The organism is Paraburkholderia aspalathi, assembly GCF_905220735.1.
In the GTDB taxonomy this organism is placed as follows: Bacteria; Pseudomonadota; Gammaproteobacteria; order Burkholderiales; family Burkholderiaceae; genus Paraburkholderia; species Paraburkholderia aspalathi.
On the sequence record NZ_CAJNBA010000001.1, the window covers coordinates 1,830,889 to 1,855,513 of the forward strand.

Below are 24,625 nucleotides of genomic sequence, written 5' to 3' on the forward strand. Positions count from 1 at the left end.
GCGGCGCCGGCTAACCACGCCAGCGCCGCCTGAACCCGTCAGAACCGGTGCCGCAAGCCAATGCTCACAATAGCCTGGGACTGCGTGTCCGACGAGTGGCTGTTGCCCTTGTCGCTGACCGACGCGGTCGCCGCGACCGGATTGCCGAGCGCATCCAGCGTGACGCCGGACGCGTGCTGATAGCCGCCCATCAGATAGACCGTCGAACGCTTCGAGAGGTTGTACTGCGCGCCGAGCGTCACGTTGTGATATTGCGCGCGCTCATCCACACCTTCCACTTCGCCGCCGCGCGTGTAGCTGTAGCCTGCGAACAGTTGCACGGCGGGGCGGATCGTCCACTGTCCGAACACGCCCGCGATATTGAACGTCGCGTGCCCGTTGAACAGCGAATCGGCGCCCGAGCGGTACTGCACGTTGCTGTAGTTCACACCGAGAATGGCCGGACCGAAATTGTACGTAGCGCCCGCGCCGATGATCTGTTGCGATTGCGCGCTCGCGTAGCCTTCATTGATCGACGAATTGAACAGGCCGTCGTCCGTGCCGTTCCATTTGCCGACCGTCGAGTCTTTCGGCCCGCTCTTGCTGTTATCCGAACGCTCGTAGCCGACGCCCACATGCAGCGGGCCGTTGCCGTATCCCGCGCCCACGCTCCACGTGTTCTGCTGCTTCAGGCTGCCCGGTTGACCGCCGAATCCATACAGCGCGCCGAACGTAAAGCCCGAGTAGTTCGCGCTCGTGTACTTGATCGAGTTGTTGACGCGCGCGGTCTGGTCGAGATCGTCGATATCGCCCGGATGCGCGCCGAAGCCGCCCACGAACGCGACCGGCGAAACGGGCGCGACGAAGTCGTTCAACGAGGTGTACTGGCGGCCGAGCGTGACCGTGCCATATTGCTGGCTGCCGATGCCGACAAACGCCTGGCGGCCGAACAGTCCACCGTTCTGGCCGGTCTTGCCGTTGGTGATGTCGAAGCCGTCTTCAAGCAGGAACAGCGCGTTCCAGCCGCCGCCGAGGTCTTCCTGACCCTTGATGCCGAAGCGGCTGCCGGAGAGGTTGCCGCTCGTCAACGCGACGTTCGAGTGTCCCGTGTAAGCGCCGACGGAGCCGGTGCGCTCGTTGCTGCGATAGCTGATACCCGCATCGACGATGCCGTACAGCGTGACAGAGCTCTGCGCGGCCGCAATGCCGGCGAAGGACAACAGCAGGGGTGCAGCAATCAATTGCTTTTTCATCGTGGTTATAGCTCGGTTGGATCGTCTATCTCAGGTCGCCTGCACGGCGATCTCTCTTTTTTCCGCGCGCACGCAGTCCGCTCCTGACCAACGGAGCAGATTGCGTGACGCGGGGGAGGCGGCTTGCGCGACCCTTGTTACTCGCCCTGATTGCGGGCGCGCTGCAAGGGCATGTTTAGCGGCTTAGTGGCTTAGCGCCGCACCAGGTGGCATCTCGGGCGCATGCACCGCGACAGTCTTGCGGACCTTGGCGACATCCGCCGCGCTGACCGTCGAACCGGTGTTGCCCCAGCTAGTGCGCACGAAGTTCGTGACGTCAGCGACTTCCTGATCGTTCAGGCGCCAGCCGAAGGCCGGCATCGTGAACGAGGAGGGCGCGGTTTTCGTACCTTCGAGCGTGTTGCCGGTCAGCAGCACATGAATTAGCGAGGTCGCGTCCTTGCCTTGCACGACAGGATTGCCGCCTAGTGCCGGGAACACGCGTGTATAGCCGCGGCCGTCACTGCGGTGGCAGGCGGTGCAGTTGTCGCGGTACACGGCGGCTCCTGGCGCTGTGGCGTCGCCGGTGCGCAGAGCGTGAGCCGCCGTATCGTTGTACACGTACGGCGTTTCCTTCGGATCGGTCGACGGCAGCGTCTTCAGATAACGCGCGATTGCCGTCAGGTCGGCGTCGTTCATATGCTGCATGCTGTGCTGAACGACGTCGGTCATGCCGCCGAATGCCGCGCTGTGCTGCGTGCGTCCGGTCTTCAGGAATTGCACGATATCGGCCTCGCTCCACGAGCCGATGCCGGTGCGTGGATTCGCGCGCAGGCTCGACGGGACCCAGCCATCAATCGCTGCGCCGCCCGCGAGAAACTCCGAGCCGTCGAGATCGCTCAACGCGCGTTCCTGCATCGTCACCGCACGCGGCGTATGGCAGGCGCCGCAGTGGCCGAGGCCCTGCACGAGATAGGCACCGCGTGCGACCACCGGGTCGGCATAGTGCTTCGAATTGAACGCCACGGGATCAGGCGCGAACAGATAACGCCAGATGCCGAGCGGCCAGCGCATCGACAGCGGCCAGACGATATCGACAGCACGGTTCCCCTGGTTCACCGGTGCGACGCCTTGCGTGAAGTACGCATACAGCGCATGCATGTCGTCATCGCTCAAACGTGCATACGAGGGGTACGGCATCGCCGGATACAGCGTGTCGCCGTTCGGCCGCACGCCTGCACGGACCGCGCGATCGAACTGCGCGAAGGTCCATGAGCCGATGCCGGTCTTGCGATCGGGCGTGATGTTGGTCGAGTAGATCGCGCCGATCGGCGTGTCGAACTTCAGGCCGCCCGCGAAGGGTTTGCCCGACTGTGCGGTATGACACGCGATGCAGTCACCGGCACGCGCGAGATATTCGCCGTGCGCGATCAACGCCGCGTCGGATTGACTTGGGGGCGTTGCCGCTTGCGCGGCGAGCGGAACGGACAACGTAGCCGCCACGCAGAACGACGCTGCGCGCACGCGTCTGAATGCCTGACCCAGGCGTTTCACATCGATGTTTTTCTTCATACGCTCACCAGCGGGCCGGGGTTCTTCAGATACTGCTCGCGGATCGCACGCGCCGACCAGTAGGCGAGTGCGGCGACAAGGCCGGTCGGGTTGTAGCCGATGCCTTGCGGGAACGCCGACGCGCCCATCACGAACACGTTGTGCACGTCCCAGCTTTGCAGGTAGCGGTTCAACACGCTCGTCTTCGGATCGGTACCCATGATCGCGCCACCGACGAGGTGAGTCGTCTGATAGCGGCGCGAATCGAAGTGCGCGCCGAATTCGCGCGTATAGATGCCGATCGATTTCGGCCCCATCTGCTGCGCGATCTTGTGCATCTGCCCGGTCACGTATTGCGCCATCTTGATGTCGTTGTCCTTCCAGTCGAAGGTCATGCGCAACAGTGGCTGGCCGTATGAATCGCGATAAGTCGGATCGAGATCGAGGAACACGTCGCGGTACGACATGTTGGAGCCGTGCGCATCCATCGAAATCGTATGCGCATAGTGGTCCTTCACCGACTTCTTCCAGTCCACGCCCCAGTTGGGCGTGCCGGCCGGCGTCGCGATGCCGCTGATCGGTTTGGTGCCGGCCTGATTCACCCACAACGGCGAGCCGCCGACAAAGCCGAGCGGACCGTGATCGAAGTTGTCGGCATTGAAGTCGTCGACGGCGACGCCGTTGCCGCCCGCGCCGATGAACGGATTGGTGAAGGTGTCCTTGTCGAAGAACGCGGTGATCGTCGAGAGGTTCTGATACGCGAAGTTGCGGCCGACCACGCCTTCGCCCGAGACCGGGTCATACGGCTTGCCGATGCCGGAGAGCAGAAGCAGGTGGACGTTGTGATACTGGAACGCCGCGACGATCACGAGATCCGCAGGCTGAAACACTTCGTTGCCCGCCGGATCGACGTACGTCACACCCTTGGCGCGCTTTTTCGTATCGTCGAGTTCGACGCGCAGCACGTGGCAACGCGAGCGCAGTTCGAAATTCGGCGACTGCTTCAGCGCAGGCAGGATGTTCAGATTCGGCGACGCCTTCGAGTACATGTAGCACGCGTAGCCGCTGCAGAATCCGCAGAAGTTGCACGGGCCCATCTGCACGCCGTACGGGTTCGTGTACGGACCCGAGGTATTCGCCGAAGGCAGGCGGTACGGGTGCAGTCCGAGTTCGCGCGCGGCCTTGCCGAAGCGTTCGGCCGAGTAGGTGTTCAACTGCGCGGGGAGCGGGAAGTTGTCACTGCGCGGCGCGTCGAACACGTTACCGTCGCCGACCACCTTGCCGTTGACCTTATAAGCTTGGCCCGAGGTGCCGAACACTTTCTCGGCGAAGTCGAAATGCGGTTCGAGTTCGTCGTAGCTGACGCCGTAATCCTGAATCGTCATGCCGTCAGGAATGAAGCGCTTGCCGTAGCGCTCTTCATAGTGGCTCTTCAGACGCAGCTCTTCCGGCGTGATGCGGAAATGCACGCCCGACCAGTGCAAGCCGGCGCCGCCGACGCCTTCGCCCGGCAGAAACGCAGCAAGCTGCCGATAAGGCAGTGCCGTTTCGCCGACGTTATGACGGATCGATACGGTGGTCTTGGAGAGATCGAGGAACAGCTTCTTGCGGACGTTGTAGGTCAGCTCGTCGATCGTGTTCGGATACGCGCCGTCCGGATAGGTGTCGCGATACTCGCCGCGTTCGAGCGCGACCACTTTGAGGCCGGCTTCGGTGAGTTCCTTCGCGAGGATCGCACCGGTCCAGCCGAAGCCGATGACGACCGCGTCGACGTGCGGTTTGGTTTGAGTAGTCATCAGGTGCGTTTTCCTTCAATCGACACGGGGCCATACGGATAGGCCTGGCCGTTCTGGTTGACGAAGTCCATGAAATCGGCGCGCGCGCCGGGGAAGCCGATCATCTTCCAGCCGCCCATGTCGCGATTGCCGCCGTGGATTGGGTCGCAGAAGTAGCCTTCGCGAGTGTTTTGCAGCAACTGGCCGAAGAAGACGCCGGCCGGCACATCCGCGAGTTCGATCGAGCCTTTCTCGAGCGCGGTGAGCACGGTGTCGCGTGTGGGGGCGTCGAGCGTGTCGAACGGCTTCGAGTAGGTCTTCGTGCAGTAGGCGTTGACCGCCGCGATGCCGAGCCGGTACAGATCGCGCGGCACGAGCTTCAACTGATAGCCGAGTTCCGGCGCGCCTTGCGTGAACGGGCCCTGCATGTACCAGAGCGCGCCGTGCGCATACGGCGTGTCCATTTGCCGGTCGATGAACTCGGGCACGCCGGATTCGACCGCACCCGGGCCTTCGCTGTCCGATGGAATCAGGCGATCGACCGCTGCGTGGATAAACGCCCATTCCTTCGCGTCGAAGAAATGCGGCTTGTAGTCGACGCCGGAGGGCTGGCCCGCGGAGGCGGCGCCGCTCGCGCCCTGAGCAGTCGTGGCGGATTGCTTGACTTCACAACCGGCGAGAGTCCCGGCTGGAACCAGCGCGACAGCCGTGCGTAAGAAGCCGCGGCGGGAGGTAAGAGGAGATTGAGCCATATTGTTCTTTATCGCGAGATTAGAACGCGCCGTGCTGCGCACGGACGGTCGTCGGATTTGGGCGCCATAGTAAATGGAACCGGTTCCAAAGTGTCTCTACTTTTTTACAATAAGCTGTTTCGTGAAGTGATTAAATGACGTCTTGAAAGAAATATGTCTTTCAAATCATAAGTGTTTTGCCGCGCGGAGCACTGGGAAGTTGACGCGAAAAAGCGACGCTTTTTGCTCCGGCCATGGCTCTGAGCGGCCGTTCGGGTGAACGTGGTTTACCCGCGCTTACAGCACGCTGACAACGGCAAGCGGTCGCCGGTCGGGCCTGAGACGGCCATACGGGGCAGGTGAATCCCGCTATATCTTCCAGCCGTATTGCGCGAGCCTCGACGCAAGAATACTTTTCGCCTGCCGCAAACGCGCGAAAACAGACGAAGCCTACAAATTGAAAGAAATTCCGCGCTGAAGGGCTCTTTTCGACGCCTGTGCCTCGCGCCGCCGGGGGCACACATCACGACGATCATCAAGGAGACAAGCTGTGCTTCCCGCAACCATGCCGATCAACGTTGGCAATACCGCTTTCATGCTGCTGTGCGCGAGCCTCGTCATGCTGATGACGCCGGGTCTCGCGTTTTTCTACGGCGGCCTCGTCGAACGCAAGAACGTGCTGGCGATCATGATGCAGAGCTTCATCTCGCTCGCATGGACAACCGTGCTGTGGTTCGCGTTCGGCTACTCGATGTGCTTCGGCCCAAGCTGGCACGGCATCGTCGGCGACCCGACCTACTATGCGTTTTTGCGCGGCATTACGCTGCAAACCATGTACACGGGCAACGACGCGGGCATTCCGCTGGTGGTCCACGTTGCCTATCAGATGATGTTTGCGATCATCACGCCGGCGCTGATCACGGGTGCGTTCACCAACCGCGTGACGTTCAAGGCCTACTTCCTCTTTCTGACCGGCTGGCTGGTGCTGGTGTATTTTCCGTTCGTGCACATGGTCTGGAGTCCGGATGGACTGTTCGCGAAGTGGGGCGTGCTCGATTACGCGGGCGGCATTGTGGTCCACAACACCGCCGGATTCGCCGCGCTAGCGTCGGTGTTGTATGTGGGACGCCGTCAGACCCTCACGCACAAGCCGCACAACGTGCCCTTGATTGCGCTCGGCACGGGCCTGCTGTGGTTCGGCTGGTACGGCTTTAACGCCGGCTCCGAGTTGCGCGTCGACGCCATCACGGCTTCGTCTTTCCTGAACACCGACGTCGCCGCTTCGTTCGCTGCCATTACGTGGCTGCTGATCGAATGGGCCAACGCACGGCAGCCGAAATTCATCGGCTTGCTGACCGGTTCGGTCGCCGGCCTCGCGACCATCACGCCCGCAGCCGGCTATGTGTCCTTGAGCACCGCCGCGATAATCGGCATTTCTGCTGGTGTGATCTGCTATTACGCTGTTGCGCTGAAAAACCGGCTCGGCCTCGACGACGCGCTCGACGTGTGGGGCGTACATGGCGTGGGCGGCCTCGTCGGTACCGTTCTGCTCGGCGTGTTCGCGTCGAAGGCGTGGAATCCGAATGGCGCGGACGGCCTGCTGTTGGGCGGCGGCGCTTTCTTCGTCAAGCAATGCGTGGCGGTATGCGTGTCCGGCGTCTGGGCGTTCGTGTTCACGTGGGGCATGTTGTGGCTGATCAACCGCGTGACACCCGTTAAGGTGGGTGAAGCCGCCGCGCAGCATGGGCTCGATACCGAGTTGCATGGCGAAGTGGCTTATCTGGACGCGTAGGCCCATGGTCGCCTCTGTGCTAGCGTTGGGTCTTGGCTCAACGTTAAGCGCAGCATCCATGGAAAATCTCCTCAAAAAGCTCGACCTCACCTCGCTGCGCCTGTTCGTCGCCGTCTGCCAGGAGCAGAACATCGCGCGCGCGGCTGAGCGCGAGTTCATCGCGTCGTCCGCGGTGAGCCGGCGCATCGCCGAAATCGAGGCATTGATCGGCTTGCCGGTGATTCAGCGCCAGTCGCGCGGCATTACGGTGACGCCGGTTGGCGAGACGGTGCTGCGCTACGCGCTCGCGATCATCGGCAACATCGAACAGATGAGCGCCGAGTTGTCGCGCTTTTCCTCGGGGGCGAAGGGGCGGGTGCGGGTGGTGGCGAATCTCTCGTCGATCGTGCAGTTTTTGCCGGAGGACGTGGCCGCTTTCGGGCGCGCGTTTCCGGAGGTGTCGATCGAACTGGAGGAGGAGAACAGCGCCGACGTGCTGCGTATCGTCGACGAACACGGTGCGGACTTTGGCATCTGCAATCCGGTGGCGGGCAGTGAAACTTTCGAGCAGGTGCCGTATCGGGAAGACCGACTGGCGGTGCTGGTGCCGGGCGGTCATCGTCTGGCCTCGGCTTCTCGGGGCGTGGCCTTCGACGAGTTGCTCGACGACAGCTTCGTCGGCCTGCGCAGCGAGAGTGCGCTGACCAAGCTTCTCGCACAGCAGGCGGCCAGCGCAGGGCGGCAGATCGACGTCAAGATCCGCGTCAGCAGCCTCGACGCGCTGTGCCGGATGGTCCATGCCGGCCTCGGCATCGCAATCGTGCCCGAGCAGGTGGGGCTGCTCTATGTGAATGCGCTCGACGTGCGCTTACTGTCCTTGAGCGACGCCTGGGCGGTGCGGCATCTCATCATGATCTTCAAATCGTGCGATCAGTTAAGCGCCAGCGCGGCGGCGCTGGTCGGGTTCCTCGGCAGCAAGCCTTAGCCCGCGGGGCGCCTCGCACCATTCTCCAAACAAGACGTCTGCGTTGCTGGACCGGCACTTCGGCATTGCCTACGCGCGCCGTATAGTGGGCGCAAGGAGAATGCTCATGAGCGATACGATTCGTCTGGACGGCCGCGTGCTGTACCTGTCACAGGACCCTGCGGTGATCGAGGCGCAACTCGCCGGCGAAAATTTCACGCGCGCCACCGCCGGTGCGCTGCGCGATAACGTCTCCACCGACGAAATCACACCGGTCACCGTCATGCTCACCTATGACGAACGCCTCGGCCAGTATCCGTACGTCGGCTTCAAGGCGGGCGAGCGCATGCCGATCGGCCGCGATGCGGTCAGGAACGGCGGCTTCCAGGTGACGGTGGCGGGCAAGCGCTACGGCAAGGGGTCGTCGCGCGAATCGAGCCCGTTGGCGGAGTTGTCGGCGGGCATTCGCCTGATCGTCGCGGAGAGTTTCGAGCGTATCTATCAGCAGAACTGCGACAATATCGGCATTCTCACGACCACCGATTTCTCCGTGCTCGATCGTCTGATCGCAGGAGAGGCGGTGCCGATCGACGAGTTTCTCAAGGGGCGCGATGCGCTCACGCAGCAGATCATTCGCAGCGGCGGTTTGCTTGCGTACAGCAAGTTCGCGGACTGGCCGGCGCCGCGTGTGCGGGAGATGGCAAACCCGGCAAACGAAGCAAGCACCGCCGAACCGAAGACGCTGGTCGAGAAGATCATCGAGCGCCATCTTCATCCCGGCATCGAAAGCGCGCAGCGCGGCGACGGCGTATTCATCGCCGCCGACTGGCGCTTCAGCCACGACTACTTCACCGGCATGTGCGCGCATCTGATGCATCGCGCGTTCGGCAAGCCTGCGCCGCTGCATGCGCCGGATCACATCATCGCGTTTCAGGATCACCTGGTGCTCGCCTCGCAAAGCATTCCGCACGTGCGCGACGGATTGCTGCCGGGCGTTGCTAACCTGATGGAAGGGCACACGTCGTTCTCGCGCGACTATCCGGTGCGCTCGCACGGCGCGCTCGACAACTCGCCGGGTTCCGAAGGCATCTGTCATGCGCTGATGGCCGAGCAGTACGCATTGCCAGGGCAGGTCGCATGCGGTACCGACTCGCACACGCCGCATTCCGGCGCGCTCGGTTGCCTCGCATTCGGTGCGGGCGCAACCGAAATCGCCAATAGCTGGGTGACGGGTTACGTGCGCTGCAAAGTGCCGGAGACCTTGCGCATTGAAATCGACGGCACGTTGCGCGACGGCGTCACCGCGAAAGACCTCGTGCTGCATCTGTTGCAGATGGACGCGATCCGCTCGGGCGGCGCGATCGGTCTCGTGTTCGAATACGGCGGCGCCGCGGTACGCGCGATGTCGATCGACGAACGCGCCACGTTGACCAACATGGTCGCGGAACTGGGCGGCTTCACGGGCATTGTGGAGCCGGACGAACGCACGGTGGCGTTCCTCAAGGAGCGCCGCGGTGTCGATTTCACCCTTGAAAACTGGATGAAAAGCGATTCAGGCGCCACGTATCGCGACACGATCCGCATCGACGCCACCGCCATCGAACCGATGCTCGCGCGCCCGGGCGATCCGGGCAATGGTGTGCCGGCGCCGCAACTGGAGCAGGACATCGCGATCGATATCGCGTATGGCGGCTCGTGTACGGCGGGCAAGCGCGAAGACTTCGACTTCTATCACGAGGTATTGCGCTGGGGCGTGGAGCAGGGCATGCATGTGCCCGAGGGCACGCGTCTCTTTCTGCAATTCGGCACCATGGCCGTGCGCGCCTACTGCGAGAACCAGGGCTATTTACCGGTTTTCGAGCGTGCCGGCGTGACGCTCGTGATGCCGGGCTGCGGTTCGTGCGCGAATTGCGGACCGGGGCAGTCGGCCGATGCGAGCGAGGTGACGATCAGCGCGATCAACCGCAATTTCCCTGGCCGCTCGGGGCCGGGCAACGTGTGGCTCGCGAGCCCGTACACCGTTGCGGCGAGCGCGCTGGCCGGAAAAATCACCACCTTCGAACAATTGAAGCGCGCCCGCGGCTAGAATGCTGGCCGGACCTTGCGGCCCGGCATCGTGGTGCGTGCGACATCCGAAAGTACCCAAGGCCGGCACAAGACCGGCTGCGGCGAGCATCATCGTGCATCGCCTGAATGACCTGCATCACCAGGAGACAAACAATATGACATCCCCCGATCACGCTCGGTCCGTCGCGCGTAGTGCCGGCGGCGCGGCGTCTTCCGCAAGCGCAACTGCCTCGGCGTCCGCTGCGTCCACCACGCTCGACGCCGGCAGCATCTCCGCGCGCCTCGACCGGCTGCCCGCCACGCGTTCCATCTGGAAGCTGGTGGTCCTGCTGAGCCTCGGCTTCTTCTTCGAACTTTACGATTTGCTGTATTCGGGCTACGTCGCGCCTGGCCTCGTCAAAAGCGGCCTGCTGACCGCGACGACGCACGGCCTGTTCGGCTCCACCGGCGTCGCGAGTTTTATCGCGGCTCTGTTCAGCGGGCTGTTCATCGGCACGATCGCGTGTGGGTTTCTGGCGGATCGCTTCGGACGCCGCGCCGTGTTCACGTATTCGCTGCTGTGGTACACGGCGGCCAACGTCGTGATGGCGTTTCAGGAAACGGCGACGGGTTTGAACTTCTGGCGCTTCGTGGCGGGCGTCGGTATCGGCGTCGAACTGGTGACGATCGGGACGTATATCTCGGAGCTGGTGCCAAAGCAGATTCGCGGCCGCGCTTTCGCATGCGAACAGGCGGTCGGTTTTACAGCCGTACCTGTGGTGGCTTTTCTCTCTTATCTATTGGTGCCGCGCACGCTGTTCGGTCTCGATGGCTGGCGTTGGGTGGTGCTGATTGGCGCGCACGGTGCGCTGTTTGTCTGGTGGATCCGGCGCGCGTTGCCGGAAAGCCCGCGTTGGCTCGCGCAACAGGGGCGTCTCGTCGAAGCCGATCGCGTGATGAGCGAGCTTGAAGCGAAAGTACGCAGTGAATACGGCCGTGAACTGCCGCCGCCGGCGCCGCCCGCGCCGGTCGCGCCGCGTGGCAGCTTCCGCGATATGTGGGTGCCGCCGTACCGCAGCCGCACGCTGATGATGACGATCTTCAATATCTTCCAGACCGTCGGTTTTTACGGCTTTGCGAACTGGGTGCCGACGCTGCTGATCAAGCAGGGCATTACGATCACCACGAGCCTGATGTACTCGAGCGTGATCGCGTTAGCTGCGCCTATCGGTCCGATTATCGGCCTTTTTATCGGCGACCGCTTCGAACGCAAGACGGTGATCGTAGTGATGGCGGCCGTGAATATCGTGTGCGGTTTGTGGTTTAGTCAGGCGTCCGGCGCGGTGTTGTTGGTGAGTCTCGGCGTGTGTCTGACGCTCGCGGGTAACATCATTTCGTACAGCTACCATGCGTATCAGACCGAGCTTTTTCCGACCAGCATCCGCGCGCGGGCGGTGGGCTTCGTTTATTCGTGGAGCCGCTTCTCGGCGATTTTCACGGCCTTTCTGATTGCGGCGGTGTTGAAGCACTTCGGGACGACTGGCGTGTTTGTGTTTATCGCTGGGGCGATGCTGATTGTGATGCTGGCGATTGGCTTGATGGGGCCGCGGACGAAGGGGCTTGAGTTGGAGAAGATTTCCAGGTAGACGGGGGTGGGGCACGAATGAGTGCTCCCGGCCCACAACGGTCCTTCAGTTGTGACTAGTTCGCTGAACCCTTCGGACGCGCTTCGCGTTCGAGATACCCTAGACAGAGCGACTCAAGTTGACCGCGAAGCTTGCGGATCATTGATTGCGGCAACTTCCCCTCAAGCAGCAAACGCATGGGGCCGACCAATGCCCCCGTGAACATGAAAATGGTCGTGGACATGTCGTCAAAATGCGCATCGGAAGCCGTCTTCAGCATAGCCTCCAGCGCCGCGCGGTTGCGAGCCTCCACTTCACGAACGTAGCCGCGTGAGTCGAGTTCGAGGGCAACCGCATATAGCGCACGCGATTCGTCCAGGTTCTCCGTCTTTGCTTTCACGAATGCTGCAACCACGGCCTTCACCATCGTCGACAAACACGCGTTATGCGCTGACGCAGTGGCGTCCTCGATCGCTTTCACCACTCTTTCCAGATGCCGCTGCAGCACGGCAAAAAGAAGCGCCTGCTTTTGAGGGAAGTACTGATAAAGCGTTCCGACAGATACGCCGGCTCTCTCGGCAACCCGGATAGTGGTAAGCCGCTGCAAGCCCTCAGCCAGCAAAACCTGAATAGTCGCATCGAAAATCGCGTCCACGGTAGCCTGGGAACGCGCCTGCTGCGGCTGTTTGCGGGCGTCCAGCCCCTGTCCGTTATCTGTCCGCATATGCGAATTCACAATCTGAATGATTATTCGTATTCTATCCGAACACTTTGCAGCTACCGAAACAAAACCCGAAAGAAGGAGTGCATCAATGGCTGACGTTACGCGAGCTGGTACTTTTCAACTTGGCGACCTGTCTGTTACGCGCATGGGCTACGGCGCGATGCAGCTAGCGGGTCCTCACGTTTTCGGCCCACCGAAAGACCGCGCCGCAGCGATAGCAGTGCTTCGTGCCGTTGTTGAAAGCGGAATCACGCACATTGACACGAGCGATTTCTATGGCCCCCACGTTACCAATCAGCTTATCCGCGAGGCGCTCCATCCCTATCCTGACGCTCTCACTATTGTCACGAAGGTAGGGGCCAGCCGGGGTAGCGATGGCTCGTGGAATGTTGCGTCATCGGCGGCCGAACTGGAATCGGCGGTGCATGACAACCTTCGCAATCTCGGTCTCGATACGCTGGACGTCGTGAATTTTCGTGTGATGTTCGACGTCGCAGCACCGACTGAGGGCGACATCGAAGAGCCTTTGACGGCGCTCGCGGAGCTGCAGACGAAAGGCTTGATTCGTCACATCGGGCTGAGCAATGTGACCGCACGGCAGGTGGCACAGGGTCGCGCGATTACGCGCATTGCGTGCGTGCAGAACATGTACAACCTTGCTCATCGGAACGATGACACGCTGATCGACAGTCTTGCGGAAGAGGGCATCGCCTATGTCCCGTTTTTTCCGCTCGGGGGCTTCTCTCCGCTGCAGGCTGATGCGCTGAGCCACGCTGCAGACCAATGCGAAGCGACACCGATGCAGGTAGCGCTTGCATGGTTATTACAGCGCTCTCCGAACATCCTCCTGATACCCGGTACCTCGTCAGTCGAGCATCTGAAGCAGAACATTAAAAGCGTCAACCTTCACTTGCCGGAGGATGTTTTGTCGTCGTTGGACAAAATCGGTTCCGGGAAGATGCAAGGCTAGGTCGGTCGTGTCAGCTGCTTCGGCTGCCGGTTTGACCTTTGATCTGCGCGGTGCAATCGGCGCGGTAACCGCTAGAAGCTAGAATTGCGGTTTTACCCCGGAATACGCCGATGTCTTTTGCCTCGCTTGGCCTGATCGATCCCTTGCTGCGTAATCTGCAGGACCTCAATTACCAGACACCTACGCCGGTGCAGGCCAAGGCGATTCCTGCTGTGCTCAGCGGCAAGGACGTCATGGCTGCGGCACAGACCGGCACTGGCAAAACGGCGGGTTTCGCGCTGCCGCTGTTGCAACGGCTGGTGCAACACGGCCCGGCGGTGTCCAGCAATCGCGCGCGCGTTCTGGTGCTGGTGCCCACGCGTGAACTGGCCGAACAGGTGCTGCAAAGCTTTATCGAATACGGCAAAGGCCTCGACTTACGATTTCTGGCCGCCTACGGCGGTGTGAGTATCAACCCGCAGATGATGAAGTTGCGCAAAGGCGTGGATGTGCTTGTTGCCACGCCGGGCCGTTTGCTGGATCTCCATCGCCAGAACGCAGTGCAGTTTGATCAAGTACAAACGCTGGTGCTGGATGAAGCCGACCGCATGCTGGATCTGGGCTTTGCGCGCGAACTCAACGCCGTCTTCGCCGCTTTGCCCGTTCAGCGCCAGACTATGCTGTTCTCTGCCACGTTTACCGACGATATCCGCGCCATGGCGGCGGGCATTCTGCGCGGCCCGGTCAATATCAGCGTCAGCCCGCCCAATGCCACGGCCAGCAAGATCAAGCAGTGGGTGGTGACGGTGGATAAAAAGAACAAGCCAGATCTCTTCATGCACCTTGTGGCTGAGAACAACTGGGAGCACGCGCTGGTGTTCGTCAAAACCCGCATTGGCGTGGATTACCTGGCGGCCATGCTGGATGACGCGGGCTATGCGGTCGACACCATCCACGGCGACAAACCGCAACCCGCGCGCCTGCGTGCGCTGGAGCGCTTCAAGACGGGCGAAGTCCATATGCTGGTCGCCACCGATGTGGCTGCGCGCGGGCTGGATATCGACGACCTGCCGCTGGTGATCAACGTTGATCTGCCGATCGTGGCGCAAGACTATGTGCACCGTATTGGCCGTACCGGGCGCGCGGGCGCCAGCGGCGTGGCGGTGTCCCTTGTGTGTGCCGATGAAGCGCCACAACTGGCCGCGATTGAAGCGCTGATCCGGCAGACACTGCGTCGCGAAGAAGAGCCGGGTTTTGAAGCCGAACACCGCGTGCCGCAAACTAGCACGACAGGCGAGATCATCAAGAAACCCAAAAAGCCCAAGAAGCCGAAAGTGCCGCAAGTTGCGCCGCGCGCCACGCAGGTGCTCAGCAATAAACCGCGCGCGCAAAGTGGCGAAAACAAACGCAAGCCTGCGGCGCAGCGCACTGTGGCCGCGGGCCAAGGCACAAGCTTCTCCAGCGGTAGCCCATTCAGCGTGCAAAAGCCACGCAGCAAACCCGCCAGCAAGCCAGCTGCGGGTTCACCTAAAGCGGCTGGCAAACCGGCCGGTGGCCGCGGCAAACGCTAACCCTGATCTGTGGGGATGAGGACGACGCGGTATTAGACCTTCAATGCATCCGTGTCGCCCGGACTTTGCGCCGGCGCCACCATTGCCATAGTCCCGTCGCCGCCATCGCGACGGCGGCCGGCACGGTGCCTGGCGCGCGCAATCAGCGACGAGGAATCGCCGCCTCGGTAATTCTCGGATGGGGCGCGCTAGCCGGTGCGATGTTCTGTGCCGCATGGGCCCTCGCGACACACTCAGCATTCACCTTTGACCCGTCACTGCGGTATATCGGCAGCCCCTGCTGTATCTCGCGGTCGCAGCGTCGTGCGGCGGCACCTCGCTTGCGACACTGGCCGCGAAGCTGGCGCGCTATGCGGACTTCGAACAGCGATTCGAATCGCGCTACGGCAAAGTGGTCGTGTTTGCGCCTTACGGCTACGACGCGATGATGTGGCTCGCCGATGCGATGCGTCGCGCGCATTCAGTCGATCCGCATGTCTAATCTGCCTGCGCTGGAAACCGCTAACTATACCGGCGTGATTGGCACGATTCGTTTCAACCCGCAAGTTTCCCCTCTCTTTGAGGCCGAAAGCGTCAAAGAATCATCTAGAGCGTAAGCCTGCTGCACGACGGATTCAGGCATGCAATAAGTCTTGCATTAATCGGTAAGGATTCTATTTATTAATTCTTAATAGAACATGATACCGTTGCGCAGGTGTGCACTGCTGGATAAGCTGCGCCGCCGACCTCCTGGTCTGGAAGTCGGAACATCCTGGTATCGGGAGTCAGAATTTGCGATGAGAGATTTTTCTCGCTATATACGGCTTGAATAATTTCGGCATTGTCCGGGTCGGCACGCTAAAAGCACATAATTCTGCATTGGTCATGTCATGCTCACAGCAACAAACGAAATATCGAATCCAGCTTCCACACTGGGTAGCAAGATACGCTCGCTGCGACTGCGGCTGAAACGCACTCTCGAAGAAACGGCAACGGGGGCGGGTATTTCGAAGCCCTTCCTCTCGCAAGTCGAGCGAGGTCTGGCATCTCCTTCTATCACTTCGCTGACAGGCATTGCAAACGCCCTCGGCGTAACTGTGCGGTATTTTGTCGAACGGCCCAGCGAAGAGCGCTCGGTCTGTCGTGGTGACCAGGTGAGTTTTTTTGGTTTTGCAGACTCGGCGAATCGGTTTGCACGGTTGACAAACTTGAGAGGCGGGTGTCAGTTAGATCCGATTCTTGTGAAGATGCCTCCCGGGCAAAAGCGTACCGAAGTCGCAACGCATGCAGCTGAGGAGTGCTTGTACGTCATTGCCGGCGAGGTGTTGCTGACATTGGAGGGCGAAACTTTCGTATTGAAGGCCGGAGACAGTGCGCATTACGAATCGAAGGTGCCGCACAGTTGGGAAAATACAGCACAGATTGAATCTGTCTTTCTTTGGGTCGGGACGCCCAGGCTCCTTTGAATAGCAGCGCAACTGTCAATTGGTTTCGGAAAGCGAAAGCGCTGCTGAGCGGCTCTTCCAATATTGCCTTCGCACGAGGGTATCGTCCCGCCAGGAGTCAGTCGCCTGGCGGGGGAAACGCGTACAGTGATCTATATCTTCGGTCGTCCGGCGAGGCATAGCCGGAGCTGTTCGCGCGCCTGCAGGCCGTCGTGGTAGAACGTGTCGATTACCTGCTTGCCATCCACGGACACTTTGAACGTCATATCGTTCTTGGTCATCCCTTGCAGCAGCGCCTCGGCAGTGGGGATGCCGAACGAGACGGCACCAAGCTTGCCCTGCGCCACGGCGTAATTGAAGACGTTCACGGTTTGCGGATTGCCATCGCCTTGATCCAGCGTGACTTTGATGTGCGCGACTGTCGAGGGCTTGGGGATATCCAGGCCCATCAAGGTGAGCATCGCTCCTTTGTAGGAGCTGCCAGGTCCCGACAGTTGGACGGCACCCTTGAGGTTCTGGAAAAGCGCCACGCACTTTTGTCCCGAGCTGGGCTGCTGGGTGTCGTGGAAGTAGCTCCAATAACCCGTTCGAAGCTTCCTGAATTCAGGGTCCTGCGCCGTTTTGCTCATATCCTCCAACAGATATATCTGGCTTGTGGCGAGGCCGCCCATCGCCTTCGCGAGCCCGGCAGCAGCATCCGCTTGCGGATCCGCGGCGCGGCCCGGTTGTGATTGCTGTTGGGATTGTGCGTCCTGGACGCACATGGGCACGGGTGCGACGCCGGGAGAGCCACCCGCCATGCCGATCTGGCGTTCGCCTGGCCCAGGGCCAGTCGGACACACAAAGCTCCCGCCGAAAGCGGCCGACGATATACCGAACGATATGGCCAAGACGCCCAATATTTTGCGATTCATTCCAGCAATCCGTAGTTGTTGATGGCGTTGCGAGTATAGCGGGCTGACCTGCTTCAGCAGCCCAGCCGTCAAGTCGCGCAGTGCTTGCGCGTCCAGGGCGTTGAGGTCAGGCGGGATGAGTGTCAGACGCTGCTTTGAGCCGCTGAGCCCCGGGCTTCGTGAAGAATCCATTTCGCAAATGCCTGTAGTGGGGCTTCACTTAACTCGATTGGCTCAGGAAGAACAAGGCAGAAGTTTTTGGTAATCGCTTTGCCGTCCGGCCAAGGCGCTACCAGGCGGCCTTGCTCAAGCTCTGCCCCGATGTAAAGACGCGGCACCAATGCAACACCCAAGCCCGCTAGCGCCGCCTCGATCAGCATGGAATGGAGATCGTAACGTGCGCCAACCGCCGAATTCGTCAGCACGATGCCGGCCTCTTGTGCATAAACCTGCCACGCGTCCGGGTTTTGTCGCCTGTGAAGGCGTGGGAGTTCGTTTAGCGACATGTTCGCATCGGCGTCTGCGAGGAGCGCGGGACTACAGACGGGAACAAGCACCTCCTCTAGCAGGCGATGTAGATGCATACCCGCCCATGCTGGATGCTCAAAATGGATTGCTGCGTCAAAACCGCTACCCGCAAGGATGAAGGGTTCCATACGTTCGGCGATATGCACCGTGATGTTCGGATGTTTATTTTGAAAGCGTTTCAGCCGAGGGATAAGCCAACGGGTGGCGAAGGTCGGAATCGCGGCGATATCAATGCTCGCGCCTTCGATGGGCTGCCCCATCAGATATAGGCTGTCCCGTTCCAGTCGATCCAGAATCTCGCGAACCTGCACAGCGTATCGCGTGCCGTTGGGAGCAAGCCGTACCCGATTTCCAACGCGCTCGAACAGCGCGACACCCAAAAATGCTTCCAGTCGACCGATCTGACGACTGACGGCGCCTTCGGTCAGCGCTAGTTCTTCAGCCGCGCGGGCGAAGCTGCCGTGTCGAGCCGCGGCCTCAAAAGCCTGGAGCGCGGAATTGCTTGGGATCTTACGTCGCATTGGGTCTCGCCGATTGATATGCGTTCAATGTCAGCTTGAGTAAATATCACTGAAGGCTGACTTTATATCGTTATATACGCCGAAAATCTCAGATTAGCATTACGTTACCGCAATGAACATGGATCGTTTGCAGCAATCTGCTTACGCGCCACGAAGGATAATCTGATGATCTACACCGTGGAATGCAGCTTCGCCGATCTAAGCAGCGAAGCCGAATGGAACGACTTCTACAGCCTTGAGAAACTGCCCGCCCTTATCTCGGTTACCGGCTTTCACACGTCACAGCGCTTCAAGTCGTTAAGCGATGGTTGCCCGGCCTACCTTGCCGTCCACACGATCGACGGTCTCGATGTCCTGACGGGAGAGGAATATCGCCAGAAAGGCGGCGGCAATTTTGCAAGGTGGCAGCAACACATCGCCGACTGGCACCGAAATCTCTACAGCGATATTGGCCTTGCGCCGGCGGTCAATGCAGACGAACTCCTCGTGCTTTGTGCAAACGGCCCCGAACCGCTGATCCAAATGGGCCTCACACCGTTGGCCATGCGAGCAGTTGCGCTGGAGAAGTTTCCGGAACACCGTTGGCTCGCAAAACTGCCTCGGCAAAACGCACAGCTTGTCGGGAGCATGCCCGAAGGTGTCCACCTCTACTCGCCGATGACGGAACAACTGACACGCTCCTCCACCGTTTCGACCGGACAGGAAAAATAGGTCCGCGATGCCCAATGTGACTATCTACATCCCTACCGGGCACATGCCGTCTGATGAGAGGCTTGCCGATCTTTCCTGCGACTGCGTCAAACTCTGTACTGGTGTCCTTGAAGCGGCACTCGAAAACGTTCATGTCATCTATGTCGACGTTCGGCAAGGGCACGGACATCCCGTCTTCGCGGAAGTCCAATATCGCCTTGAGACATTTCGCACGCCTCCGGTGATGAACCAGTTCATGGAAGCCCTGGACGACGCCATCGAGTGCTGCACGGGTCTCACAGCGCGCATCCGTTGTTTTGGTTATGCCGCGTCGAACATTCACGCCCGAAATTAGGAAGTCTTCCGGAGAAGAATTGTGTCCACCATTACCTTTCCAAGTCAGCGAGCCGGGGATTTCACGATCACCGCAATCAGCGACGGCTACCTCACTGCTAGTCTGGACTTCCTCTCGAATATCGACCCTTCCGAAGCCTCCAGAATACAAAGTGACGCAGGGCAGAAGGAGCCTTCCGCCGTGCATATCAACTGCTATGTAGTACGCGGAGCGGGCCGCACGATTCTCATCGACGGTGGGGCTGGAGGCATCAAGCAATGGGGCGGTCGCCTGAGAACCAATTTATCGCTTGCTGGCGTCGAACTATCCGAGATCGACACAATCCTGCTCACGCACGCCCATCCCGACCATGTCGGAGGGCTAGTTGACGCGGCCGGACAAATTACCTTTCCGAATGCGGAGCTAGTTGCCCATCATCGAGAGGTCGAATTTTGGCAGGATGACGGAAATCTAAGTCGTGCCAGCGAGCGTGCCCGCGGTAACTTCCTGATAGCGCGCCAAGTGTTCGACGGCTACCGCGACAAGCTCCGTACTTTCGATGAGGGGGAAGTGCTTCCCGGTATCAGAGCGATGCCACTACCGGGACACACAGATGGACACTCTGGATATCTGCTCGAATCCCGCGATCAGAGCCTGCTTGTCTGGGGAGATATTGTTCATTTTCCTCACATCCAGATTGAACGGCCAGACGTATCGATTGCATTCGATCAAGACCCTTCCCTGGCAGTCACCACACGATCACGGCTTCTGGACCTGGTCAGTTCGGAGAGACTGTTGATTGCCGGTATGCATTTGGGGGAACTCGGCTTCGCGCGAATAAAGCGAACAGGCGGGAGCTACGGCCTGCTTTACGAGACCGAAGCATGAGGCCGCGAACAGAAGCAACCACATCTGATACCACTCCGGCATTCTGCACTGGAGCAACTACGCACACTCCGTTGCGGTGACAACGGCCTTGGCCGCTTCGTGCTTTATAGGGGACATCCGGTTGCACTAACGGGGCAGCCGCTTCGGCCGAAAAAGGAGCGTTTGTCTCTCTCGATCGGATGATCGGTTACAGGGGCAAGCCGACGCATAAGCGTCCGACCGACAACGCATGTTAAAGGCGGCTCATGGCTGCACTGTGAGGGATGACGATCGGCTCAGGCCGACCCGATTCGGTCCTTCGACTCGGCGCGACCTCAACGGCGGCTTCCACGGTTCAGCGGTCATTCACGCCTTCCCCGTTCTAGTCATTCCGCAATGCCCGCTTTCGTGCATTGATCAATTTGAAGAATGGATTAGGTGTCCAGGTGGATCACATTTACTCGACTTCATAACTAAAGCAGGGCAGTTTTAAATCCACATTTATATATTGGCCCTTGGTCAATGTGCATGAGCGGAATTCATATTCGCCATTATTGTCGCGAATTTGACCCTCAAAATCACCCCACAGATACTGGATTCCATGCGGCGCCGCGCACCCCGCCTTACGACATGGGCACCATCGTGGGCAAATGATGTTTCACGCACCTGGACAGGATAATGAAATCCACTAATACGCCAAGAAATCACGTGTTGGAAAAATTCAGATTTTACGCGGTATTGACGCAAACCAGATTGAAACGCTTACCGACACTCCTGGTCTCGTCCAGTGTTGCTGTAATGCTGGGGGGATGTGGTGGTAGCGGCCCGTCGACCACGCCGACTATCACCATGACTGATGCCGGCGCGGTGCAGGGCGCGACGGCCAAGGGCGTCATTGCTTACAAGGGCATCCCCTTTGCGGCTCCGCCGGTCGGCAACCTACGCTGGCAACCACCTCAACCTGTGGCGGCCTGGAACGGCGTGCTCCAGGCCACGTCATTTGTTCACGACTGCATGCAGCCTGTCGACCCGGCGGTTACGCCGCTGGCCACGACGCCGTCCGAAGATTGTCTGTATCTCAACATCTGGCGTCCCACCAGCAGTTCCGGGTCCTCGTCAAACACCAAGTTACCGGTCATGGTCTGGATCTACGGCGGTGGATACGTCGTGGGCGGCACATCCATGCCCGAATATGACGGCACGCAATTTGCCAAGCAAGGCGTCATCCTCGTCACTTTAAATTATCGTGTCGGCCGCTTCGGTTTCTTTGGCCATCCCGCGCTCACCGCGGCCGCGGCGCAGTCCGGCCAGGTGTTGGGCAATTACGGCTACATGGATCAAATCGCCGCGTTGAAGTGGGTGCAGCGCAACATCGCCAATTTTGGTGGCGACCCCGGAAACGTCACGCTTTTCGGCGAATCGGCCGGCGGTGAGTCGATCCATAATCTTTTGACGTCACCATCGGCCGCAGGATTATTTCAGAAGGCAATTAACGAGTCTGGCAATGGACGCGTAAATCAATATTACGGGCGTTCCCTTACACGTAACTCAAAAACCGTCGGCGCCTCCGCCGAAGAACAGGGTACCGTATTCGCTCAGGAATTCGGTATCAATGGCGCCGACACGAACGCGCTGCAAGCGCTGCGCGCGCTGTCCGCAGATCAAGTCGTCAATGGACTCGACATTACGACGTTGAATACTCCGCAAAACGTCGCTACCTTTTCGGGCGGCGCGATCGTCGATGGCAAATTGGTGCTCGATGAACCCGAAAACCTATACAACAGTGGGCAATTCGCCAAAGTGCCTCTCATGCTCGGGGTAAACAATGCCGACCTCGGCTTTTCTACTCCCGGTATTACGACGAAAGACCAGGCGTACGCGATCTTTGGCGCTCAAAATGTAGCCGCAGCAAGCGCGGCATTTGATCCCACGGGCACGGCCACCGTCGCCGCCGTCGAAAGCCAGATCTCCCGTGTAATTACGATGGACGAGCCCGCGCGTTTTGTTGCACGAAACTTCACCTCCCGAGGCGCCCCCACCTACTTGTATCGCTTTTCGTACGTTGCACAATCAGTGCAAAACACGGTCAGCGGCGCAGTGCATGCTGCCGAGGTACCGTATGTCTTCGACACCCTTGCGTCACAGTACGGCAACGCGGTCACGAGTCAGGACGAGCAGGTCGCCCAACGCATGAATGCGTATTGGGCGGCGTTTGCCAAAACGGGAAATCCATCTGACGCGGGCGTCACCAACTGGCCGGTGTACAGCATCACGCTCGACAATCAGATCGAGTTTACCGCGGCCGGTACGGTGCAAGTGGATCAACCAAATCCGGTGAAAGCACAAATCGATCTTGTGCAGCCACTTAACGACGCAAACCTGACGGTTAACCGCCAATACCAGTAAGCATGCGAGATTAAGATCCATACCTGCTTAATGGTACTAAGGGAAAAGTGTCAGGACTATTTCGAATGGAGGGAATCGGTATTGGATGACGCTTTGGCTGACCAAATCGGCCAGCGTCATCCAAGGCGGTGCAAATAGTCGATATGCACCTCGCTATAGAATTCGTATCGAGCCTCGATTTTGCAGTTGGCATCTTTGAGCGATTTGAACCAACGGTAAACGCGCGATAGACAGTGTGGATTGCGCGACGTGAAAGGATTTGCGTCAGTCTACCGAAGCAATTAGCCGCCAAAGTAGGAGGGCAGCCAGCACCGGGCGAATAAAAGACGCATCGTGAGTGTTCATGGCCGCCAGCGATGACATCCTCGTCGGTTCCATGGCCGCCGAAGCAGGCAAGAATTTCCGAACCGACAACGTCAGTATCGCTATGGTTGTTCGGCATATAGGCTTTCGCCTGGGTTATACCCGGAAGCACTACCCTGGGCCCTTAAGGGCGTGCTAAAAATAGTCGATATCCCGTAAGCGCGGGTGAAGCTCCGGTCCGGAGATTGGAGAATCCCACGCGGTCTGTCGCACGGAATTCCGAGGTGAAAGTATGGAAAAAAAAGTGCTCGTCGCGGTAGCCGCTGCGCTTGTGTCTTCTGTGGGCGCGCTGCATCCCGAATCCGCCCGTGCCGCTGATGCTGCACCCTCGGCCTTCGAAGACTCCACCGTCGACGCATCTCTCGACCCCGGCGAGAAACGCGTCTCCACTGATGCCGACATTCAGGCGCGCCTGGCAGACCTGCGCTATGCGTATTTCATCGGCTATAACGCGCGCGCCAGGGAAGACTCGAAATCCTATGCGACGTTGGGCGACGAGGTGAAGCACCGGCAAAAGCAGCCTGCTGCGCCGGCCATACCCGCATCGCCGAAGCCGGTTGCCGAGCGTGTTGCACCCCCAAGGCGGGTCGTAGCGCAAGCCGCGCCGCCGAGGCAGGTATCCGCGTCGGTCACATTGCCGAAGCGGAATGCTGCTGCGCGAGCCACGCCGGTGAGGCAGGTCGTCGTGCAGGCCAGTCCTGCGCCGCTGAAGCATGCCCCCGTGCAAGTCGCGTCTGCGCCGCCGAAGCGGGTCACTGCACCGGTCGCGGTCGCGTCGATGAAACAGGCTTCACTGCGGGTTACGCCGCCTAAGCGGGCTGAAATGCAGCCCGTGCCGCTGAAGCAGGTTTCTACTCGGACCACGTCGCCGAAGCTGTTTGGTCCCGAGTCCCAGCCTCCCATACTGATTCCGACGCAAGCCGTGACGGCATTGCCGCATGATGACGACGCGCAGGTGACGCAGAGGCGCGATGTGCAGAACGCTCAGCGGGCGGTACCGCAGTATCGGCAGGCCGCCGATGAGGAGCCGCAATACGCGGCGGAGCAGGGAACTCAAGCGGCTTACAACCGGCAAGCCCGGCAATATCAGAATCAGCAGCCGCAGCAATACGCAGCGGCGCCGGCCTATAACCAGACGTCAGCAGAGTCTCAGGCGGCAGGTGGGTACGCGAGGCGGGACTACGCGCCGCCGGCTCGAACTGTTCAGGCTAACCAATACGCGCCAGCTCCGTATCCGCCCGCGCGATACCAAACGGCTGACGCGCAGTCCGCCTATGTGCCTCGGCCGCCCACTCAAGCGGCGCAGCAGGTCATCATAGTGGGCCGCCCGCCTGCCTATCCGGCATACAACGAGATGTACACGCCGCCGGAGCAGCGTCGGCCGTACCCTGCCGGTTACGGCAATCCGGCGCAGCCTGCGGGATATCAGGGATGGGAGTAGGCGCACTCACTCACATGAGCCGCTGCGTGCGCTGACTCACGTATGCAACGGGCCGTGACAGGCGTCCCGTTTCCATGATGGCGGCAACATGCGCATGCCGCACACGGGCGATGGCACTGCCGTGACTCCGCTCGCCCATCAGGGCGATTCCTGCGAAGGTCCATAATCGTACCGATTGTCGCCACTGGAGCATTCCCCACCGGCGTGACTCGACGGCTGGTTCATGCCGAAACTTGCTGG

The 24,625-nt window shown here is 60.3% G+C and carries 19 protein-coding genes and 1 pseudogene; 13 read left to right on the top strand and 7 right to left on the bottom strand.

Annotated features, from left to right (window positions below; genetic code table 11):
* Window positions 1-38: 38 nt before the first annotated feature.
* The 4 genes from KHO30_RS08140 to KHO30_RS08155 all read right to left on the bottom strand — a co-directional run bounded on the left by KHO30_RS08140 (window position 39) and on the right by KHO30_RS08155 (window position 5,289).
* Entirely contained in the window at window positions 39-1,232 is a 1,194-nt protein-coding gene (locus tag KHO30_RS08140; RefSeq protein WP_211700521.1) for a porin, read from the bottom strand.
* Window positions 1,233-1,415: 183 nt separating this feature from the next.
* Entirely contained in the window at window positions 1,416-2,783 is a 1,368-nt protein-coding gene (locus KHO30_RS08145) for a c-type cytochrome (RefSeq protein WP_211700522.1), read from the bottom strand.
* Window positions 2,780-4,558, bottom strand: coding sequence for a GMC family oxidoreductase (locus KHO30_RS08150; RefSeq protein ID WP_211700523.1), 1,779 nt, complete (start codon window positions 4,556-4,558; stop codon window positions 2,780-2,782). The genes KHO30_RS08145 and KHO30_RS08150 overlap by 4 nt, the downstream gene beginning before the upstream one ends.
* The gene (locus KHO30_RS08155) at window positions 4,558-5,289 is read right to left on the bottom strand and encodes a gluconate 2-dehydrogenase subunit 3 family protein (RefSeq protein WP_211700524.1); all 732 of its coding nucleotides are present in this window, start codon (window positions 5,287-5,289) and stop codon (window positions 4,558-4,560) included. Before KHO30_RS08155 ends, KHO30_RS08150 begins: the two co-directional genes overlap by 1 nt.
* Window positions 5,290-5,818: 529 nt before the next feature.
* On the opposite strand from KHO30_RS08155, the gene KHO30_RS08160 reads away from it, so the two are divergent.
* The 4 genes from KHO30_RS08160 to KHO30_RS08175 all read left to right on the top strand — a co-directional run bounded on the left by KHO30_RS08160 (window position 5,819) and on the right by KHO30_RS08175 (window position 11,695).
* The gene (locus tag KHO30_RS08160) at window positions 5,819-7,060 is read left to right on the top strand and encodes an ammonium transporter (RefSeq protein WP_200562106.1); all 1,242 of its coding nucleotides are present in this window, start codon (window positions 5,819-5,821) and stop codon (window positions 7,058-7,060) included.
* 58 nt (window positions 7,061-7,118) lie between these two features.
* Window positions 7,119-8,024 carry a LysR family transcriptional regulator gene (locus KHO30_RS08165; protein WP_211700525.1) on the top strand — a complete coding sequence of 302 codons (906 nt, stop codon included), beginning with the start codon at window positions 7,119-7,121 and terminating at the stop codon, window positions 8,022-8,024.
* A 106-nt stretch (window positions 8,025-8,130) separates the two neighbouring features.
* Window positions 8,131-10,089, top strand: a complete 1,959-nt coding sequence (locus tag KHO30_RS08170) for an aconitase family protein (protein ID WP_093637958.1) — start codon at window positions 8,131-8,133, stop codon at window positions 10,087-10,089.
* A 136-nt stretch (window positions 10,090-10,225) separates the two neighbouring features.
* Window positions 10,226-11,695 carry an MFS transporter gene (locus tag KHO30_RS08175; protein ID WP_211700526.1) on the top strand — a complete coding sequence of 490 codons (1,470 nt, stop codon included), beginning with the start codon at window positions 10,226-10,228 and terminating at the stop codon, window positions 11,693-11,695.
* 55 nt (window positions 11,696-11,750) lie between these two features.
* On the opposite strand, the gene KHO30_RS08180 is transcribed toward KHO30_RS08175, so the two are convergent.
* Window positions 11,751-12,329, bottom strand: coding sequence for a TetR/AcrR family transcriptional regulator (locus tag KHO30_RS08180; protein ID WP_244863968.1), 579 nt, complete (start codon window positions 12,327-12,329; stop codon window positions 11,751-11,753).
* Between the two features lie 157 nt (window positions 12,330-12,486).
* On the opposite strand from KHO30_RS08180, the gene KHO30_RS08185 reads away from it, so the two are divergent.
* The 4 genes and pseudogenes from KHO30_RS08185 (at window position 12,487) to KHO30_RS08195 (ending at window position 16,363) form a co-directional block, all read left to right on the top strand.
* On the top strand, window positions 12,487-13,368 hold the full coding sequence (locus KHO30_RS08185) for an aldo/keto reductase family oxidoreductase (protein ID WP_093647114.1): 882 nt from the start codon (window positions 12,487-12,489) through the stop codon (window positions 13,366-13,368).
* Window positions 13,369-13,478: 110 nt separating this feature from the next.
* On the top strand, window positions 13,479-14,918 hold the full coding sequence (locus tag KHO30_RS08190) for a DEAD/DEAH box helicase (protein ID WP_211700527.1): 1,440 nt from the start codon (window positions 13,479-13,481) through the stop codon (window positions 14,916-14,918).
* Window positions 14,919-15,252: 334 nt separating this feature from the next.
* A pseudogene (locus KHO30_RS39190) lies at window positions 15,253-15,514 on the top strand (ABC transporter substrate-binding protein); the annotation flags it as partial.
* Between the two features lie 273 nt (window positions 15,515-15,787).
* The gene (locus KHO30_RS08195; RefSeq protein WP_093647110.1) at window positions 15,788-16,363 is read left to right on the top strand and encodes a helix-turn-helix domain-containing protein; all 576 of its coding nucleotides are present in this window, start codon (window positions 15,788-15,790) and stop codon (window positions 16,361-16,363) included.
* 131 nt (window positions 16,364-16,494) lie between these two features.
* Here the strand turns inward: KHO30_RS08195 and KHO30_RS08200 are convergent, their stop codons facing one another.
* Together KHO30_RS08200 and KHO30_RS08205 are read right to left on the bottom strand one after the other, a co-directional pair.
* On the bottom strand, window positions 16,495-17,427 hold the full coding sequence (locus tag KHO30_RS08200; RefSeq protein ID WP_093647107.1) for a hypothetical protein: 933 nt from the start codon (window positions 17,425-17,427) through the stop codon (window positions 16,495-16,497).
* Window positions 17,379-18,284 carry a LysR substrate-binding domain-containing protein gene (locus KHO30_RS08205; RefSeq protein ID WP_093647105.1) on the bottom strand — a complete coding sequence of 302 codons (906 nt, stop codon included), beginning with the start codon at window positions 18,282-18,284 and terminating at the stop codon, window positions 17,379-17,381. The genes KHO30_RS08200 and KHO30_RS08205 overlap by 49 nt, the downstream gene beginning before the upstream one ends.
* 165 nt (window positions 18,285-18,449) lie before the next feature.
* On the opposite strand from KHO30_RS08205, the gene KHO30_RS08210 reads away from it, so the two are divergent.
* The 5 genes from KHO30_RS08210 (at window position 18,450) to KHO30_RS08230 (ending at window position 24,385) form a co-directional block, all read left to right on the top strand.
* The gene (locus KHO30_RS08210; RefSeq protein WP_093647103.1) at window positions 18,450-18,995 is read left to right on the top strand and encodes a sugar ABC transporter; all 546 of its coding nucleotides are present in this window, start codon (window positions 18,450-18,452) and stop codon (window positions 18,993-18,995) included.
* Window positions 18,996-19,002: 7 nt separating this feature from the next.
* Window positions 19,003-19,329 (top strand): hypothetical protein, encoded by a 327-nt coding sequence (locus KHO30_RS08215; protein WP_093647101.1) that lies wholly within the window; start codon window positions 19,003-19,005, stop codon window positions 19,327-19,329.
* 21 nt (window positions 19,330-19,350) lie between these two features.
* On the top strand, window positions 19,351-20,196 hold the full coding sequence (locus tag KHO30_RS08220) for an MBL fold metallo-hydrolase (RefSeq protein WP_093647098.1): 846 nt from the start codon (window positions 19,351-19,353) through the stop codon (window positions 20,194-20,196).
* A gap of 657 nt (window positions 20,197-20,853) precedes the next feature.
* A complete protein-coding gene (locus tag KHO30_RS08225) occupies window positions 20,854-22,581 on the top strand; it encodes a carboxylesterase/lipase family protein (protein WP_211700528.1) in 1,728 nt (575 codons plus the stop codon).
* A 595-nt stretch (window positions 22,582-23,176) separates the two neighbouring features.
* Window positions 23,177-24,385, top strand: a complete 1,209-nt coding sequence (locus tag KHO30_RS08230; protein ID WP_093647093.1) for a hypothetical protein — start codon at window positions 23,177-23,179, stop codon at window positions 24,383-24,385.
* Window positions 24,386-24,625 lie beyond the last annotated feature (240 nt).

Bases quoted from the DNA above. Each gene is read 5' to 3' on its own strand.
- KHO30_RS08140 (WP_211700521.1), bottom strand. From the start codon at position 1,232: ATGAAAAAGCAATTGATTGCTGCACCCCTGCTGTTGTCCTTCGCCGGC.
- KHO30_RS08145 (WP_211700522.1), bottom strand. From the start codon at position 2,783: ATGAAGAAAAACATCGATGTGAAACGCCTGGGTCAGGCATTCAGACGC.
- KHO30_RS08150 (WP_211700523.1), bottom strand. From the start codon at position 4,558: ATGACTACTCAAACCAAACCGCACGTCGACGCGGTCGTCATCGGCTTC.
- KHO30_RS08155 (WP_211700524.1), bottom strand. From the start codon at position 5,289: ATGGCTCAATCTCCTCTTACCTCCCGCCGCGGCTTCTTACGCACGGCT.
- KHO30_RS08165 (WP_211700525.1), top strand. From the start codon at position 7,119: ATGGAAAATCTCCTCAAAAAGCTCGACCTCACCTCGCTGCGCCTGTTC.
- KHO30_RS08170 (WP_093637958.1), top strand. From the start codon at position 8,131: ATGAGCGATACGATTCGTCTGGACGGCCGCGTGCTGTACCTGTCACAG.
- KHO30_RS08175 (WP_211700526.1), top strand. From the start codon at position 10,226: ATGACATCCCCCGATCACGCTCGGTCCGTCGCGCGTAGTGCCGGCGGC.
- KHO30_RS08185 (WP_093647114.1), top strand. From the start codon at position 12,487: ATGGCTGACGTTACGCGAGCTGGTACTTTTCAACTTGGCGACCTGTCT.
- KHO30_RS08190 (WP_211700527.1), top strand. From the start codon at position 13,479: ATGTCTTTTGCCTCGCTTGGCCTGATCGATCCCTTGCTGCGTAATCTG.
- KHO30_RS08195 (WP_093647110.1), top strand. From the start codon at position 15,788: ATGCTCACAGCAACAAACGAAATATCGAATCCAGCTTCCACACTGGGT.
- KHO30_RS08200 (WP_093647107.1), bottom strand. From the start codon at position 17,427: ATGGATTCTTCACGAAGCCCGGGGCTCAGCGGCTCAAAGCAGCGTCTG.
- KHO30_RS08205 (WP_093647105.1), bottom strand. From the start codon at position 18,284: ATGCGACGTAAGATCCCAAGCAATTCCGCGCTCCAGGCTTTTGAGGCC.
- KHO30_RS08210 (WP_093647103.1), top strand. From the start codon at position 18,450: ATGATCTACACCGTGGAATGCAGCTTCGCCGATCTAAGCAGCGAAGCC.
- KHO30_RS08215 (WP_093647101.1), top strand. From the start codon at position 19,003: ATGCCCAATGTGACTATCTACATCCCTACCGGGCACATGCCGTCTGAT.
- KHO30_RS08225 (WP_211700528.1), top strand. From the start codon at position 20,854: ATGAAATCCACTAATACGCCAAGAAATCACGTGTTGGAAAAATTCAGA.
- KHO30_RS08230 (WP_093647093.1), top strand. From the start codon at position 23,177: ATGGAAAAAAAAGTGCTCGTCGCGGTAGCCGCTGCGCTTGTGTCTTCT.